The 14,417-nt window shown below is 55.3% G+C and carries 13 protein-coding genes and 2 pseudogenes; 10 read left to right on the top strand and 5 right to left on the bottom strand.

Annotation, left to right across the window (positions count from 1 at the left end):
• The coding region (gene rsmJ / locus L977_RS15575; protein WP_047626120.1) for a 16S rRNA (guanine(1516)-N(2))-methyltransferase RsmJ at positions 1-685 on the top strand (685 nt) is incomplete at its 5' end.
• A gap of 97 nt (positions 686-782) precedes the next feature.
• On the opposite strand, the gene uspA is transcribed toward rsmJ, so the two are convergent.
• Positions 783-1,220, bottom strand: coding sequence for a universal stress protein UspA (gene uspA / locus L977_RS15570; protein WP_003861223.1), 438 nt, complete (start codon positions 1,218-1,220; stop codon positions 783-785).
• A gap of 283 nt (positions 1,221-1,503) precedes the next feature.
• Between uspA and uspB the strand changes: the two genes are divergently transcribed.
• Positions 1,504-1,839 carry a universal stress protein UspB gene (gene uspB / locus L977_RS15565; protein ID WP_003861224.1) on the top strand — a complete coding sequence of 112 codons (336 nt, stop codon included), beginning with the start codon at positions 1,504-1,506 and terminating at the stop codon, positions 1,837-1,839.
• 53 nt (positions 1,840-1,892) lie between these two features.
• On the opposite strand, the gene pitA is transcribed toward uspB, so the two are convergent.
• Complete coding sequence (gene pitA / locus L977_RS15560; protein ID WP_023337922.1) at positions 1,893-3,392, bottom strand: inorganic phosphate transporter PitA; 1,500 nt, start codon at positions 3,390-3,392, stop codon at positions 1,893-1,895.
• A gap of 228 nt (positions 3,393-3,620) precedes the next feature.
• Between pitA and L977_RS15555 the strand changes: the two genes are divergently transcribed.
• Both L977_RS15555 and L977_RS15550 read left to right on the top strand, forming a co-directional pair.
• A complete protein-coding gene (locus L977_RS15555) occupies positions 3,621-4,820 on the top strand; it encodes an NAD(P)/FAD-dependent oxidoreductase (RefSeq protein WP_045135459.1) in 1,200 nt (399 codons plus the stop codon).
• An 87-nt stretch (positions 4,821-4,907) separates the two neighbouring features.
• The gene (locus tag L977_RS15550; protein ID WP_014885578.1) at positions 4,908-5,933 is read left to right on the top strand and encodes a TerC/Alx family metal homeostasis membrane protein; all 1,026 of its coding nucleotides are present in this window, start codon (positions 4,908-4,910) and stop codon (positions 5,931-5,933) included.
• A 60-nt stretch (positions 5,934-5,993) separates the two neighbouring features.
• Here the strand turns inward: L977_RS15550 and L977_RS15545 are convergent, their stop codons facing one another.
• Entirely contained in the window at positions 5,994-6,656 is a 663-nt protein-coding gene (locus tag L977_RS15545) for an HAD family hydrolase (protein WP_072093626.1), read from the bottom strand.
• 321 nt (positions 6,657-6,977) lie between these two features.
• On the opposite strand from L977_RS15545, the gene L977_RS15540 reads away from it, so the two are divergent.
• Positions 6,978-7,424, top strand: coding sequence for an NlpC/P60 family protein (locus tag L977_RS15540; protein WP_014885576.1), 447 nt, complete (start codon positions 6,978-6,980; stop codon positions 7,422-7,424).
• A 5-nt stretch (positions 7,425-7,429) separates the two neighbouring features.
• On the opposite strand, the pseudogene L977_RS15535 reads toward L977_RS15540, so the two are convergent.
• Both L977_RS15535 and L977_RS15530 read right to left on the bottom strand, forming a co-directional pair.
• Positions 7,430-8,224: pseudogene (locus L977_RS15535) on the bottom strand (SDR family NAD(P)-dependent oxidoreductase).
• Between the two features lie 32 nt (positions 8,225-8,256).
• The gene (locus L977_RS15530; RefSeq protein ID WP_014885574.1) at positions 8,257-9,138 is read right to left on the bottom strand and encodes a LysR family transcriptional regulator; all 882 of its coding nucleotides are present in this window, start codon (positions 9,136-9,138) and stop codon (positions 8,257-8,259) included.
• A gap of 99 nt (positions 9,139-9,237) precedes the next feature.
• Here L977_RS15530 and L977_RS15525 point away from each other — a divergent pair, with 99 nt between their 5' ends.
• From L977_RS15525 to L977_RS15505, 5 genes and pseudogenes are all read left to right on the top strand, one after another.
• Complete coding sequence (locus L977_RS15525; protein WP_014885573.1) at positions 9,238-9,744, top strand: phenolic acid decarboxylase; 507 nt, start codon at positions 9,238-9,240, stop codon at positions 9,742-9,744.
• Between the two features lie 323 nt (positions 9,745-10,067).
• Entirely contained in the window at positions 10,068-11,207 is a 1,140-nt protein-coding gene (arnB, locus tag L977_RS15520; RefSeq protein WP_047626117.1) for a UDP-4-amino-4-deoxy-L-arabinose aminotransferase, read from the top strand.
• A gap of 1 nt (position 11,208) precedes the next feature.
• Positions 11,209-12,192 carry an undecaprenyl-phosphate 4-deoxy-4-formamido-L-arabinose transferase gene (gene arnC / locus L977_RS15515; protein WP_045135446.1) on the top strand — a complete coding sequence of 328 codons (984 nt, stop codon included), beginning with the start codon at positions 11,209-11,211 and terminating at the stop codon, positions 12,190-12,192.
• The gene (arnA, locus tag L977_RS15510; protein ID WP_014885570.1) at positions 12,189-14,171 is read left to right on the top strand and encodes a bifunctional UDP-4-amino-4-deoxy-L-arabinose formyltransferase/UDP-glucuronic acid oxidase ArnA; all 1,983 of its coding nucleotides are present in this window, start codon (positions 12,189-12,191) and stop codon (positions 14,169-14,171) included. The genes arnC and arnA overlap by 4 nt, the downstream gene beginning before the upstream one ends.
• Positions 14,168-14,417 (top strand): annotated as a pseudogene (locus tag L977_RS15505) (4-deoxy-4-formamido-L-arabinose-phosphoundecaprenol deformylase); the annotation flags it as partial. The gene arnA and the pseudogene L977_RS15505, both read left to right, overlap by 4 nt.

The raw sequence follows: 14,417 nt of genomic DNA, 5'->3' as shown, positions 1-14,417 counted from the left end.
GAACATGGAGCACGATGAAGATAACCTGATGGCGCTGGTGATGACACCGGAGCATCTTGAATTACGTAAGCGCGACGAACCGAAACTCGGCGGGATTTTTGTCGATTTTGTCGGCGGTGCGATGGCGCACCGGCGCAAGTTCGGCGGCGGTCGCGGCGAGGCGGTGGCCAAAGCGGTGGGGGTTAAAGGGAACTATCTTCCGGACGTGGTCGATGCCACGGCGGGGCTGGGTCGCGATGCGTTTGTGCTGGCGTCTGTTGGCTGTCGTGTGCGAATGCTGGAGCGTAACCCGGTGGTCGCCGCATTGCTCGACGACGGGCTGACGCGTGGCTACGCGGACCCGGAAATCGGCCCGTGGCTGCAGGAGCGGTTGCAGTTGATCCACGCCTCCAGCCTGACGGCGCTCACCGATATCACCCCGCGCCCGCAGGTGGTCTATCTCGACCCGATGTTCCCGCATAAGCAGAAAAGCGCGCTGGTGAAGAAAGAGATGCGGGTGTTTCAGTCGCTGGTGGGGCCGGATTTAGATGCAGATGGTCTGCTGGAGCCTGCCAGACAGCTCGCGACGAAGCGGGTGGTGGTGAAGCGCCCTGACTACGCGCCGCCCCTGGCGGACGTGGCCACGACTAACGCGGTGACCACGAAAGGGCACCGGTTTGATATCTATTCAGGTACACCGGAATAAAAAAAGCCGGGTGGCGGCTTCGCCTTACCCGGCCTACATCCTCGATCTATTCCTTCTCCCTTTGGGAGAGGGTTAGGGTGAGGGGAATTTAACGCACTTACTCGTCTTCTTCGTCACGCAGTGGAACAATCAGCATATCCACGTGAACGGTGTTGATCAGCTGGCGCGCGGACGACATCAGCTTGCTCCAGAAGTCCTGGTGGTGACCGCATACGACCAGGTCCATGTCATATTTCTTAATCGCATCAACCAATACCTGACCCAGGTCGCCGCTGCCGCTCAGGGTCTCGGTAATCGGGTAGCCCGCGTTGGTGGACAGTTCGCTCAGGGCGTGATGCGTCTCTTCGGAGATCCGCTTCTGCATATCGCCGAGATTCACGTCGATCAGACCGGTATAGAGGTCGGAGTAATTCACATCAACGTGAATCAGGGAAACTTTCGCGTTGTAGGGGCGTGCCATGGATACCGCTTTATCAACCAGCACTTTGCTCTCCGGAGAGAGGTCTACCGCGATGAGAATGTGTTTGTAAGCCATAGTGTTACTCCTTCCTTAAGTTATCGATGACTAAATGAGAATGCCGTCGTCTGATACTTTCATTACGGCCCAGTTAAACATATTTTTCAAGCTTTGGTGTTGATAACGATTAACCTTGTGGCAAAAAAATTAACGGATCTCCTACACTATTTAATGAGCCGTTCGGATATTAAAACGCGAACCGGATCGACTTTTGGTCATTCTTTCACTGAACTGTCTGTCAGGGCATTGGGGTGCGGGAGCTCAGGAGCCTTGCTCCGTGGGCGGACGCCGGGGAGGATGTATGATTAGCACCGTCGCATTGTTTTGGGCGTTATGCGTAGTTTGCATAGTGAATATGGCGCGCTACTTCTCATCGTTACGTGCGCTGTTAGTGGTACTTCGTGGTTGCGATCCGTTGCTTTATCAGTATGTGGACGGTGGGGGGTTCTTCACCTCGCATGGACAGCCCAGCAAACAGATGCGACTGGTGGGATACATCTACTACCAACGTTACCGCGATCATCACGATGAAGAGTTTATCCGTCGCTGCGAGCGTCTGCGTCGGCAGTTCATTCTGACCAGCGCCCTGTGCGGGCTGGTTGTGGTCAGTATGATTGCATTGATGATTTGGCACTGAGCATAAAAAAAGCGGGTCAGTTTCCTGACCCGCTTTTTGTCGCCTTCAGCTGATTAGATCAGCTTCAGCGAAATCCAGTACAGACCACCAGACAGCAGGATGGACGCCGGAAGGGTGAACACCCAGGCCATCAGGATGTTGGTCACGGTTTTGCGCTGCAGACCGCCACCGTCAACAATCATGGTACCTGCCACGGACGAGGAGAGTACGTGGGTGGTGGATACCGGCATCCCGGTGTAGCTCGCCAGGCCGATAGAAACCGCCGCCGTCATCTGCGCGGACATCCCCTGCGCATAGGTCATGCCTTTCTTACCGATCTTCTCGCCGATGGTGGTTGCCACACGACGCCAGCCAATCATTGTACCGATACCCAGTGCCAGCGCGACGGCCATGATGATCCAGATTGGCGCGTACTCAATGGTGTTGAGCATATCGCTTTTCAGTTTCTTCAGAAGACGTTTGTCGTCGGCATTCACCTCTGGCAGTTTCGCGACTTTATCGGTCACGTCAGAGATGCAGAGCATGATACGACGCAGCTGACCACGCTGTTCAACGGCCAGTTTGTCGTAGCTTTCGATATCGCCCAGCATGCCTTTGGCGCGTTCCAGCGCGTTAATCGCATTTGCCGGATGGCAGTGGAATTCGCCCGGCGCGGTAGTTGCACCGGCTTCCGGAGATGGGATCAGCTGATCAACGCCGGTCGCTTTTTTCAGCAGATCGGGATGCTGCTGGAAATAGGTCTCAACGTTGTTGACGGCATCACGGGTACGGGTGATTTCGTAACCAGAGGCGTTCATGTTAACCACGAAACCTGCCGGTGCGACACCGATCAGTACCAGCATCACCAGACCAATGCCTTTCTGCCCATCGTTCGCACCATGAGAGAAGGCCACGCCGATAGCGGAAATGATCAGCGCGATACGCGTCCAGAATGGCGGTTTTTTCTTACCGTCTTTCTTCTCACGCTCTGCTGGCGTCAGGTGGATGCGCGCACGTTTCTTGGTGTTGCTCCAGTAGCGACGCAGGATGAAAATCAATCCACCCGCAACCACCAGACCCACAATTGGAGAGATGATCAGAGAACCGAAAATGCCCAGTACTTTAGGCAGGTTCAGCGCATCAACGACGGATGTCCCGGTCATCAGGGCGTTCGTTAACCCGATACCGATAATCGCGCCGATGAGAGTGTGAGAGCTGGATGCAGGCAGGCCAAAATACCAGGTACCGAGGTTCCAGATAATGGCAGCAAGCAGCATTGAGAACACCATGGCAAGGCCATGACCGGAACTCACGTTAAGCAGCAGATCCGTTGGCAACATATGCACGATCGCATACGCCACGCTCAGTCCGCCCAGAAGGACACCAAAAAAGTTAAATACCGCCGCCATAACAACCGCAAGTTGCGATCGCATTGCGCGAGTGTAGATAACCGTTGCTACTGCGTTTGCAGTGTCGTGGAAGCCGTTGATCGCTTCGTAAAACAGTACAAAAACCAGAGCAAGCAATAATAAAAGCCCGGTATGTAAATCCAGGCCGGCAAACAAATGTAGCATAGGACGTTACGCCATTTTGAGGACATGAACGCGGCGCATTATCCAGGACAAATGCGCAACGGGCAAAGTGAAATATAGACTTTTTTTGACATACCACCTGATTTGAGAAAAGTGCTTGAAGGGATAATCGTTAAATTTCAATGGAATGGCTTTGTAAGAACTTTTTACGCTGGTGTGACCACAGAGGAAACTTTACAATCCGCGGCAGTTAACGAAGAGGATTTTGACGTGGAAAGGTTTGATGCCGTGGTAATTGGCGCCGGTGCGGCGGGTATGTTTTGTGCGGCGATGGCCGGACAGGCGGGTCGTCGTGTGCTGTTACTGGACAACGGAAAAAAGCCTGGCCGCAAGATCCTGATGTCGGGCGGCGGGCGTTGTAACTTCACCAATCTTTATGTCGAACCCGCGGCGTATTTGAGCCAAAACCGTCATTTTTGCAAATCTGCACTGGCGCGTTACACCCAGTGGGACTTTATCGACCTGGTGGGCAAGCACGGCATCGCGTGGCATGAAAAGACGCTGGGACAGCTGTTCTGCGACGACTCCGCGCAGCAGATTGTCGATATGCTGGTCGCCGAGTGCGAGAAGGGCGGCGTGGTGATGCGTCTGCGCACGGAAGTGCTGGAGGTCGCCCGCGACGAACAGGGGTACACGCTGCAGCTGAACGGTGAAACCGTCAGTGCTGATAATCTGGTCATCGCCAGCGGTGGCCTCTCTATGCCGGGTCTGGGCGCGTCCCCGTTCGGCTATAAGATTGCCGAGCAGTTTGGTCTTAAGGTACTGCCCACGCGCGCGGGTCTGGTGCCGTTCACGCTGCACAAACCCCTTCTTGAACAGCTTCAGACGCTTTCTGGCGTCTCCGTTCCTTCCGTCATGACTGCCGAAGACGGGACGGTATTCCGTGAAAACCTGCTCTTTACCCATCGGGGGCTCTCAGGCCCGGCGGTACTGCAAATCTCCAGCTACTGGCAGCCGGGTGAATTTGTCACGGTGAATCTGGTGCCGGACTGCGACCTGGACGCGTTCCTCAACGAGCAGCGCGAGGCGCACCCGAATCAGAGCCTGAAAAACACGCTGGCGATGCAGCTGCCAAAACGTCTGGTGGAGTGCCTTCAGGTGCTGGGGCAGATCCCGGACGTATCGCTTAAGCAATTGAACAGCCGCGAGCAAGAGACGCTGGTGGAGACGCTGACAAACTGGCGCGTTCAGCCAAACGGCACCGAGGGGTACCGCACGGCGGAAGTGACGCTGGGCGGCGTTGATACAAATGAACTCTCCTCGCGCACCATGGAAGCCCGCAACGTGCCGGGGCTCTACTTTATCGGCGAAGTGATGGACGTCACCGGCTGGCTCGGAGGGTATAACTTCCAGTGGGCGTGGGCAAGTGCCTGGGCGTGTGCGCAGGCGCTGGCCGAAAAGAACAGTTAATATTTATTTTTTTTGCGTGCTGTGCCCTTAACGGGCTCGCGCTTTTTATTGTCTGCATGGTGTTTTGTATCCAAAAAAGGGTTGTGTATGTCAGCTGCTCATCTCGGTTTCCCGACGGAAACCGTTGTTGTCTTTGTGGTGATGGCCGTTGGGGCGATGTTTATCGACCTCTTTATGCACCGTCACGATAAACCTGTCTCGCTGAAAAGCGCGGCGATGTGGTCCATCTTCTGGGTCATGATGGCAATGGCGTTCGCCGGGTTCCTGTATGTCCACCACGGTGCAGAGATGGCGAGCCTGTTCCTCACCGGCTATGCGCTGGAAGAGGTGCTTTCCGTCGATAACCTGTTTGTGATGATGGCGATTTTCGCCTGGTTCGGCGTGCCGGATAAGTACCGTCACCGCGTGCTCTACTGGGGTGTGCTGGGGGCGATTGTTTTCCGCGGTATTTTCGTGGCGATCGGAACCAGCCTGCTGAGCTTGGGGCCGTACGTGGAGGTCATTTTTGCGCTGGTTGTCGGCTGGACGGCGGTGATGATGCTCAAACGCAATGAAGAGAGTGACGAAGTGGAAGATTACTCCGGCCATCTCGCGTACCGCCTGGTGAAGCGCTTCTATCCGGTCTGGCCGAAAATCAGCAGCAATGCTTTTATCCTGACCCAGAAAGAGGTGGATGCGGAGCTTGAAAAGCCGGAAAACCAGGACGTCATGGTCGGGCGCGTGAAGAAGGCGAAACGCTACGCGACGCCGCTGCTGCTTTGCGTGGCGGTGGTGGAACTTTCTGACGTGATGTTCGCCTTTGACTCCGTACCGGCCATTATTGCCGTGAGCCGCGAGCCGCTGATTATCTATAGCGCCATGATGTTCGCCATTCTCGGCCTGCGTACCCTCTACTTTGTGCTGGAAGCGCTGAAGCAGTATCTGGTCCACCTTGAGAAAGCCGTGGTGTTGCTGCTGTTCTTCGTGGCGTTCAAGCTGGGGTTAAATGCCACCGATCACTTCTGGCATCACGGGTACAGCATTGGCGCGACGGCGAGCCTGTTTGTGGTCTTAGGCGTGCTGGCGCTGGGGATTATTGCGAGCGTGATGTTCCCTGGGAAACGTGAGGCCTGATGCTTTGCCTTTCTCCCTCTCCCCGTGGGAGAGGGCCGGGGTGAGGGCACCAGACCGCACCTAACCCTTAATCGGCGAATTCCGGCGCTTGCGCGGGTGGTGGAAATGCCGCCAGTGAGGATCCTGCGCCGCGGCCAGCAGCTCGTGGTCGCCGCGGGTATCTCCCCAGGCGCGCAGGTGATAGGCTTTCAGATCGCCATACACTTTTTCCAGTCTAGCGACTTTCTGGGCACAGCGGCAGTTATTGCCAGTGATGCGTCCTGTCAGCTTGCCGTCTTTCACTTCCAGCTGGGTGCCAATCAGCTTAATACCGAGCTTATCCGCCCAGGGCTGAAGCACCAGCGCCGGAGAGGCAGAACAGATCGTCACCTCCGCACCGGAATTCACCTCCGCCGCCACGGCCAGAACCCCTTCGGGGCGCATCAGCTTGTTCCAGTATTTTTCGCAAAATGCTTCCGCCTGCTGGCGCAGCCAGTGCTCATCCACTCCCGTCAGGAATGTTTTGATCAGCACTTCCTTGAGCTCATCCCGGGTCAGCTTGCGGCGAACGCAGTGCAGCGTAGGTAACGCCATGCGCACCAGGCGGCCTGCGAAGTAGCGTTTCCCAAAGGCAAAACGCAGGAAAGGGATAAAGCTATCGTGGTGCGTTAGTGTCCCATCAAAATCAAAGACAGAGAGCACGCTGGATTTAGCCACCGTCTCGTCGGCAATCATATTGGTCATAAATACGTCTTAGCTGAAATACACATTCTGCGGATCAGTTTACCTGCTTTATCTGAACAGTCCTTACATCACCACTCTTTTTTTCACGATCTTGCGATCTAAAAGTGAGTCCATTTTTGGCCTCGATAGTCGTTGGTGAAAAAATGAACTGTCTATATTATCGCCACATCGAAAGATATTTCGGGGGAACATTGGCCCCCACGCGTAAGGAAAAATTCACTCTAAGCCACAATTTTTGATATGACGTTAAGATTGCTTATTTCAATCCTCACACTCAGTTTTGCTTCGTTTTCTGCAATGAGTTTTCAACTGCCCGCATCGATGATCTCGATGAATTCTGCGTTTGCGGAATCACCCGCGAAATCGGCGCTGTTTCATCAGGAAACGGGCCCGCTGCGCTCGCGCATTCTCGATCAATACCAGAAGTGGAAGGGAACCCAGTATCAGTGGGGCGGCACGAGCCACCGCGGCGTGGATTGCTCTGCACTGATGCAGCACCTGTTCAGCGATGCGGCGAATCTTAATTTGCCGCGCACGACCAGCGAGCAAATCCATCGCGGCGTGCAGGTGGCGCAGTACCGTCTTAAGGCCGGCGACCTGGTCTTCTTCCAGACGGGGCCAAACCGAAAGCATGTCGGTGTCTACATCGGTGACAACCGGTTTATTCACGCCTCCAGCAGCCAGGGGGTGACGGTGTCAACCCTGACCGATGACTACTGGCAAGCACATTACATCACGGCCCGCCGCGTGACGGGCAGTGCGGCGTAACGGGATCAGATGATGTCATCCACCACGCCACCGTCAACGCGCAACGCTGCGCCCGAGGTGGCGGAGGCCTGAGGCGAACAGACATAAATCACCATATTGGCCACCTCTTCTACCGTGGCCGCACGCTGGATAACCGAGCTGGGGCGGTTGGCCATGACAAATTCTTTCGCCAGCTGCTCCAGCGATTTCCCGGTTTTCTCGATTTCATCTTTCATCATTTCAGCGAAACCGTCCGACAGTGTTGGCCCCGGCAGTACGCTGTTCACCGTCACGCCGCTTCCTGCTACGAACTTCGCCAGCCCGCGAGCGAGCGAGAGCTGTGCCGTTTTAGTCACCCCGTAGTGGATCATATCCGCCGGAATATTGCAGGCCGATTCGGAAGAGATAAACACCACCCGTCCCCAGCCTTTTTTCACCATGCCTGGCAGCAGGGCGCGGGAAAGACGCACGCCGGACATCACGTTGGTCTGCCAGTAACGCTCCCAGGTTTCATCGTCGGTGCTATAGAAGTCCTGCGGGCCGTAAATTCCGGCGTTGTTCACCAGAATATCGACATCACTTGCGACCTTCAGCAGCGACTCAACCCCTTCTGCTGTACTGAGATCGGCAATGGCGGCACGCACCTATACGCCGGGTACAACCTGCTGTAACTGCTGAATACACTTGTTCACCGAGTCGATGCTGCGGCCATTCACGATCACTTCCGCGCCGCTTTCCGCCAGGCCTCTGGCAATGGCGAACCCGATACCGCCGGTTGAGGCAGTCACCAGCGCCACTTTCCCCGCAAAGTCGATTTTCATCTTCTGCTCCTTATCGTTTTAGCGTTCGGACCTTAAAGCGTAGCAGGTGGTGATGACGGCTCCTGGCTAAAAAGGCGCAGCAGGGTTTCAACCTGCTCATCCAGCGGGGCGAGGGTACGTTTCACGATCAAATGCAGCGGCGTGGCCCGGCGGACACCGTGGTTCAGCGGAAGGATTTTCAGTAAGCCTTGCTCCAGCAGGGGCTGGATGCGTTCCTCTGGCAGCCAGCCGTAGCCGACCTGAGAGACAACCGCCTCTATGGCAGCATCAATGGTGGAGAACGTCCACGACTCGCCGGCAGCTCGCGCGGCGTTCTGGCTGTCCGCAATCTGGATAAGCGGCCACGGGCGCAGCATCTCATCATTAAGCGGTGCATCAAGACAAAAGAGCGGATGCTGGTAATGCGCCACGGCGACAAAGTCGATATTCATCAGCCACTCGCCAAGCCCGGTAATGTCCTGGCGGCGGGTCAGGACCATTACGTCCGCTTCGTCGTTTATCGTGTCCGCGCGGCTATTTTCCAGCACCTCGGTAAGGCGCACCTGGGTTTGCGGATACCGTTGCTGGAATTGTCTTAAAATCGCGAACAGCCTGCGGCGGGGAAAAATACTGTCTACGATCAGATCGACTCGGGTGCGCATGCCGCTATGCAGCGTCGCGGCGCGCGTCTCAACATAAGAGAACGCTTTCAGCAGCGGTTTTACCTGATTCAGCAATAATTCTCCTGCGGGCGTGAGGACTGCCCGTCTCCCTTCCACCACCAGCAGCGCAATGCCCAGGCGCTCCTGGAGTAAAGAGAGGTTGTAACTGACGGAAGACTGGCTGCGGTGTGTCTGTTCTGCCGCTTTGGCAAAACTCCCGGCCTCGACCACTTTTTCCAGGAGTGACCACTGTTCAAGAGTTGTTTTATGCATGACATATCTAATTTTTGAATTAATTTGATTCAAACATAGCGTTATTCATTCATTTTTTGAAGGGGTACGATACGTTCATCAAAACAAAGGAGACACATCATGAGCAACTTCGACAAACATGACTTAAGCGGCTTCGTTGGCAAACATCTGGTTTATACCTACGATAACGGCTGGAACTACGAGATTTACGTCAAAAATGAAAACACCCTCGACTACCGTATTCACAGCGGCCTGGTCGGAAACCGTTGGGTAAAAGATCAGCAGGCGTATATCGTTCGCGTCGGGGAGAGCATCTATAAAATCTCCTGGACAGAGCCAACCGGTACTGACGTGAGCCTGATTGTTAACCTGGGCGACAACCTGTTCCACGGCACCATCTTCTTCCCGCGCTGGGTAATGAACAATCCGGAAAAAACCGTCTGTTTCCAGAACGATCATATTCCGCTGATGAATAGCTATCGCGATGCCGGTCCGGCATATCCCACAGAAGTGATTGATGAATTCGCGACAATCACCTTTGTGCGCGACTGTGGTCCAAATGATGACAGCGTGATTGCCTGTGCGGCCAGCGAGTTACCTGAAAACTTTCCAGAAAACTTAAAATAAGCGCGACAATTAACTAAAAAGAAAAGTTCCCGGCTATTTCATATTATTTTGAAATGGCCGGGATTTTTTTTGTTTGTTGATGTTTGGTTTAAATCATTTCCTGGCAAAACGTTGTGAAGGTCACAATAAAAAATATTTAATATTAATTTAACTTGTTGTTTTTAAAGTGTCTGCTAGTAGTTCTATAACGTTATAAACGTTGTCTTAATTTTTCCCTAAGAAATGAAAGCTATTTTGATATGAGTTTATGGTTCGTTGAAATAAACGGACCGGCATTTGGTTAATATCAAAAACGTGCCATTTTTATTGCAAGGAAATTAATAATGAGTGATTTTCTGCCCTTTTCGCGACCCTCAATGGGTGCCGAAGAAATGGCGGCGGTTCAGGACGTTTTGATGTCGGGCTGGATCACCACGGGGCCTAAAAATCAGGAGCTTGAAGAGGCATTTTGTCACCTGACGGGCAATCAGCATGCGATTGCCGTCTGTTCTGCCACCGCGGGCATGCATGTCACGCTGATGGCGCTGAATATTGGCCCCGGCGATGAAGTGATCACCCCCTCCCAGACCTGGGTTTCCACGCTAAATATGATCGTGTTGCTGGGTGCCACACCGGTGATGATTGATGTGGACAACGACACGTTGATGGTGACGCCTGACGCCGTTGAAGCGGCGATAACCTCGCGTACTAAAGCCATTATCCCCGTCCATTATGCTGGCGCACCGTGTGACATCGACGCGATTCATGCCATTGGCGAATGTCACGGTATTCCCGTTATTGAAGATGCTGCCCATGCCGCCGGAACCTATTACAAGAACCGCCATGTGGGCTGGAAAGGGACGGCGATTTTTTCCTTCCACGCCATTAAAAATATGACCTGTGCAGAAGGCGGTTTAGTTGTCACGGATAACGCTCAGCTTGCTGCGCGGATCCGCAGTCTGAAATTCCACGGCCTGGGGGTGGATGCCTATGACCGCCAGACGCACGGTCGTGCACCGCAGGCTGAAGTGATCTCGCCGGGCTATAAATACAACCTGGCGGATATTAACGCCGCGCTGGCGCTGGTGCAGTTGGGCAAATTAAAAGAGGCCAACAAACGCCGTGAGGAAATCGCGCAACGCTACCTGCGGGAGCTGGCCGATACGCCGTTCCAGCCGCTGACCATTCCAGCATGGCCGCACGTTCACGCCTGGCACCTGTTTATTATTCGCGTTGATGAAGCCCGCTGCGGTATTTCACGCGACAACCTGATGGCGGCGCTGAAGGAGAAGGGCATCGGTACCGGCCTGCACTTCCGTGCGGCGCACACTCAAAAATACTACCGCGAGCGTTTTCCTGATGTATCGCTCCCGAATTCGGAATGGAATAGCGCGCGTATTTGTTCTCTCCCTCTTTTCCCGGACATGACTCATGACGACACAACCCGCGTCATTACCGCGCTCCATCAGCTTGCAGGACATTGATATGTTCAGTGCACCACCCGTACAAAAAGTTTCCGTCGTCATTCCTGTTTATAACGAACAGGAGAGCCTGCCTGAACTGATTCGCCGCACGACGGCCGCCTGCGAGACGCTTGGCAAAGCGTATGAAATTCTTCTGGTGGACGACGGCAGTAGCGATGACTCCGCAATGATGCTGACCGATGCTGCCCAGGCTGAAGGCAGCCATATTGTTGCCGTGCTGCTGAACCGTAACTACGGCCAGCACTCGGCGATCATGGCCGGATTTAGCCACGTTACGGGCGATCTGATCATCACTCTGGACGCGGATCTGCAAAACCCGCCGGAGGAGATCCCACGCCTGGTGGCGAAAGCCGATGAAGGCTATGACGTGGTCGGCACGGTGCGTCAGAACCGTCAGGACAGCCTGTTCCGCAAGCTGGCCTCACGCACTATCAACCGTCTTATCCAGCGTACGACCGGTAAAGCGATGGGCGATTACGGCTGCATGCTGCGCGCCTACCGCCGTCATATTGTCGACGCCATGCTGCATTGCCACGAGCGCAGCACGTTTATTCCGATCCTCGCTAACACGTTCGCCCGTAAGGCAACGGAAATCCCGGTCCTGCATGCCGAGCGTGAGCACGGGGAATCGAAGTACAGCTTCATGCGTCTCATCAACCTGATGTACGACCTTATCACCTGCCTGACCACCACGCCGCTGCGTCTGCTGAGCGTTTTCGGCAGCATCATCGCGCTGGCGGGATTCGCGCTCTCCGTCCTGCTGGTGGTGCTGCGGCTGGTCTTTGGCCCGCAGTGGGCGGCTGAAGGGGTCTTCATGCTTTTTGCCGTGCTGTTTATGTTCATCGGTGCCCAGTTTGTCGGCATGGGCCTGCTCGGTGAATACATTGGCCGAATTTATAACGATGTCCGCGCACGTCCGCGCTACTTTATTCAACGTGTTGTCCGTCAGGAACACAAAGCATCTCAAGAGGAAATCCACCCATGAAAGCTGTTGTATTTGCCTATCACGATATGGGGTGCACGGGCACGCTGGCCCTGCTGGAAGCGGGCTATGACATTGCGGCAATCTTTACCCATCCGGACACGGCGGGCGAAAATCACTTTTTCAGCTCAGTGGCGCGCATCGCCGCCGAGCGGGGGATTCCGGTTTATGCCCCGGACGACGTGAACCATCCGCTGTGGGTGGAGCGCATCCGCGCGCTTGCCCCTGATGTCATCTTCTCGTTTTACTATCGCAACCTGATCTGCGACGAGATCCTCGGCCTGGCCGCAAAAGGAGCATTTAACCTTCACGGCTCACTGCTGCCAGCCTACCGTGGGCGCGCGCCGCTGAACTGGGTGCTGGTGAACGGCGAAACGGAAACGGGCGTGACCCTGCACCGGATGGTCCACCGTGCGGATGCGGGGGCCATCATTGCCCAGCACCGCGTGGCAATCGATGCGGATGAAACGGCGCTGCAGCTGCACCAGAAACTTTGCACCGTGGCACAAAGCCTGCTGCGCGACGCGCTGCCAGCTATCCTGAACGGCACCTTCAGCGAGACCGCGCAGGATGAGAGCAAAGCAAGTACCTTCGGTCGCCGCACGCCGGAGGATGGTCGTCTGGACTGGAACCAACCTGCTCGCCAGCTTCACAACCTGGTGCGCGCCGTGACCGACCCATGGCCGGGGGCATACAGCTTTGCGGGCGTGAGCAAGTTTATCGTCTGGAAATCCCGCGTGCGCGACGACATCCCGGCGGCAAAACCGGGCACCGTTGTCTCCGTCTCCCCGCTGATTGTGAGCTGCGGCGAGCAGGCGCTGGAGATTATTACCGGGCAAACCGACAGCGGTCTTTACGTGCAGGGCACGCAGCTGGCCCAGTCTCTGGGCCTGGTCGCCGGGGCGCTGATCACAAGCGCCCCGGTGGTTGCCGTTAAACGCCGCACCCGCGTGCTGATCCTCGGCGTAAACGGCTTTATCGGTAACCATCTGACTGAACGCCTGCTCAAAGACGATAACTACGAAATCTATGGCCTGGATATTGGCGCGGATGCGATCAGTCGTTTCCTCGACAACCCACGCTTCCACTTCGTGGAAGGGGATATCAGCATCCATTCCGAGTGGATTGAATACCACATTAAAAAATGTGACGTGGTACTGCCGCTGGTCGCCATCGCCACGCCTATCGAGTACACCCGTAACCCGCTGCGCGTGTTCGAGCTGGACTTCGAGGAGAACCTGAAGATCATTCGCGACTGCGTGAAATACGACAAGCGCATCATCTTCCCGTCCACCTCTGAAGTGTACGGCATGTGTACCGACAAAAACTTCGACGAAGACACCTCTAACCTGGTGGTTGGGCCGATCAACAAACAGCGCTGGATCTACTCTGTCTCCAAACAGCTGCTGGACCGCGTGATTTGGGCCTACGGTGAGAAAGAGGGGCTGCGCTTTACCCTGTTCCGTCCGTTCAACTGGATGGGCCCGCGTCTGGATAACCTGAACGCGGCGCGTATCGGTAGCTCCCGTGCGATCACCCAGCTGATCCTGAACCTGGTGGAAGGCTCACCGATTAAGCTTATTGAAGGCGGCAAACAGAAACGCTGCTTCACGGATATCAGCGACGGTATCGAAGCGCTGTTCCGCATCATCGAAAACAAAGATAACCGCTGCAACGGTCAAATCATCAACATCGGGAACCCTGACAACGAAGCGAGCATTCGCGAACTGGCTGAGATGCTGCTGGCCAGCTTTGAGCGCCATCCGCTGCGCGATAAATTCCCACCGTTTGCCGGTTTCCGTGAAGTGGAAAGCAGCAGCTACTACGGTAAAGGCTACCAGGACGTTGAGCATCGTAAGCCGAGCATTCGCAATGCGAAGCGCTGCCTGAACTGGACACCGACGGTGAAGATGGAGCAAACCATTGACGAGACGCTCGATTTCTTCCTGCGCACCGTGGAGCTGTCGGAACAGGTCTCATGAAAAAAGTCGGTTTACGCATTGATGTCGACACCTTCAGGGGAACGCGTGACGGCGTCCCCAGGCTGCTGGAACTGCTGAGCAAGCACGGTGTGCGTGCCAGCATCTTCTTCAGCGTGGGGCCTGACAACATGGGACGCCATTTATGGCGTCTGATTAAACCGGCATTTCTGTTCAAAATGCTGCGCTCGCGCGCAGCATCTCTCTACGGCTGGGATCATCTGCTGGCCGGCACCGCCTGGCCCGGTA

The organism is Enterobacter sp. ZOR0014, from assembly GCF_000798855.1.
GTDB lineage: Bacteria > Pseudomonadota > Gammaproteobacteria > Enterobacterales > Enterobacteriaceae > Enterobacter > Enterobacter kobei.
This window is presented reverse-complemented; position numbering and strand designations above follow the sequence as displayed.

What these genes read in the sequence shown, in the direction of transcription:
- uspA (WP_003861223.1), bottom strand. Translation starts at nt 1,220, where the DNA reads ATGGCTTACAAACACATTCTCATCGCGGTAGACCTCTCTCCGGAGAGC.
- uspB (WP_003861224.1), top strand. Translation starts at nt 1,504, where the DNA reads ATGATTAGCACCGTCGCATTGTTTTGGGCGTTATGCGTAGTTTGCATA.
- pitA (WP_023337922.1), bottom strand. Translation starts at nt 3,392, where the DNA reads ATGCTACATTTGTTTGCCGGCCTGGATTTACATACCGGGCTTTTATTA.
- L977_RS15550 (WP_014885578.1), top strand. Translation starts at nt 4,908, where the DNA reads ATGTCAGCTGCTCATCTCGGTTTCCCGACGGAAACCGTTGTTGTCTTT.
- L977_RS15545 (WP_072093626.1), bottom strand. Translation starts at nt 6,656, where the DNA reads ATGACCAATATGATTGCCGACGAGACGGTGGCTAAATCCAGCGTGCTC.
- L977_RS15540 (WP_014885576.1), top strand. Translation starts at nt 6,978, where the DNA reads ATGATCTCGATGAATTCTGCGTTTGCGGAATCACCCGCGAAATCGGCG.
- L977_RS15530 (WP_014885574.1), bottom strand. Translation starts at nt 9,138, where the DNA reads ATGCATAAAACAACTCTTGAACAGTGGTCACTCCTGGAAAAAGTGGTC.
- L977_RS15525 (WP_014885573.1), top strand. Translation starts at nt 9,238, where the DNA reads ATGAGCAACTTCGACAAACATGACTTAAGCGGCTTCGTTGGCAAACAT.
- arnB (WP_047626117.1), top strand. Translation starts at nt 10,068, where the DNA reads ATGAGTGATTTTCTGCCCTTTTCGCGACCCTCAATGGGTGCCGAAGAA.
- arnC (WP_045135446.1), top strand. Translation starts at nt 11,209, where the DNA reads ATGTTCAGTGCACCACCCGTACAAAAAGTTTCCGTCGTCATTCCTGTT.
- arnA (WP_014885570.1), top strand. Translation starts at nt 12,189, where the DNA reads ATGAAAGCTGTTGTATTTGCCTATCACGATATGGGGTGCACGGGCACG.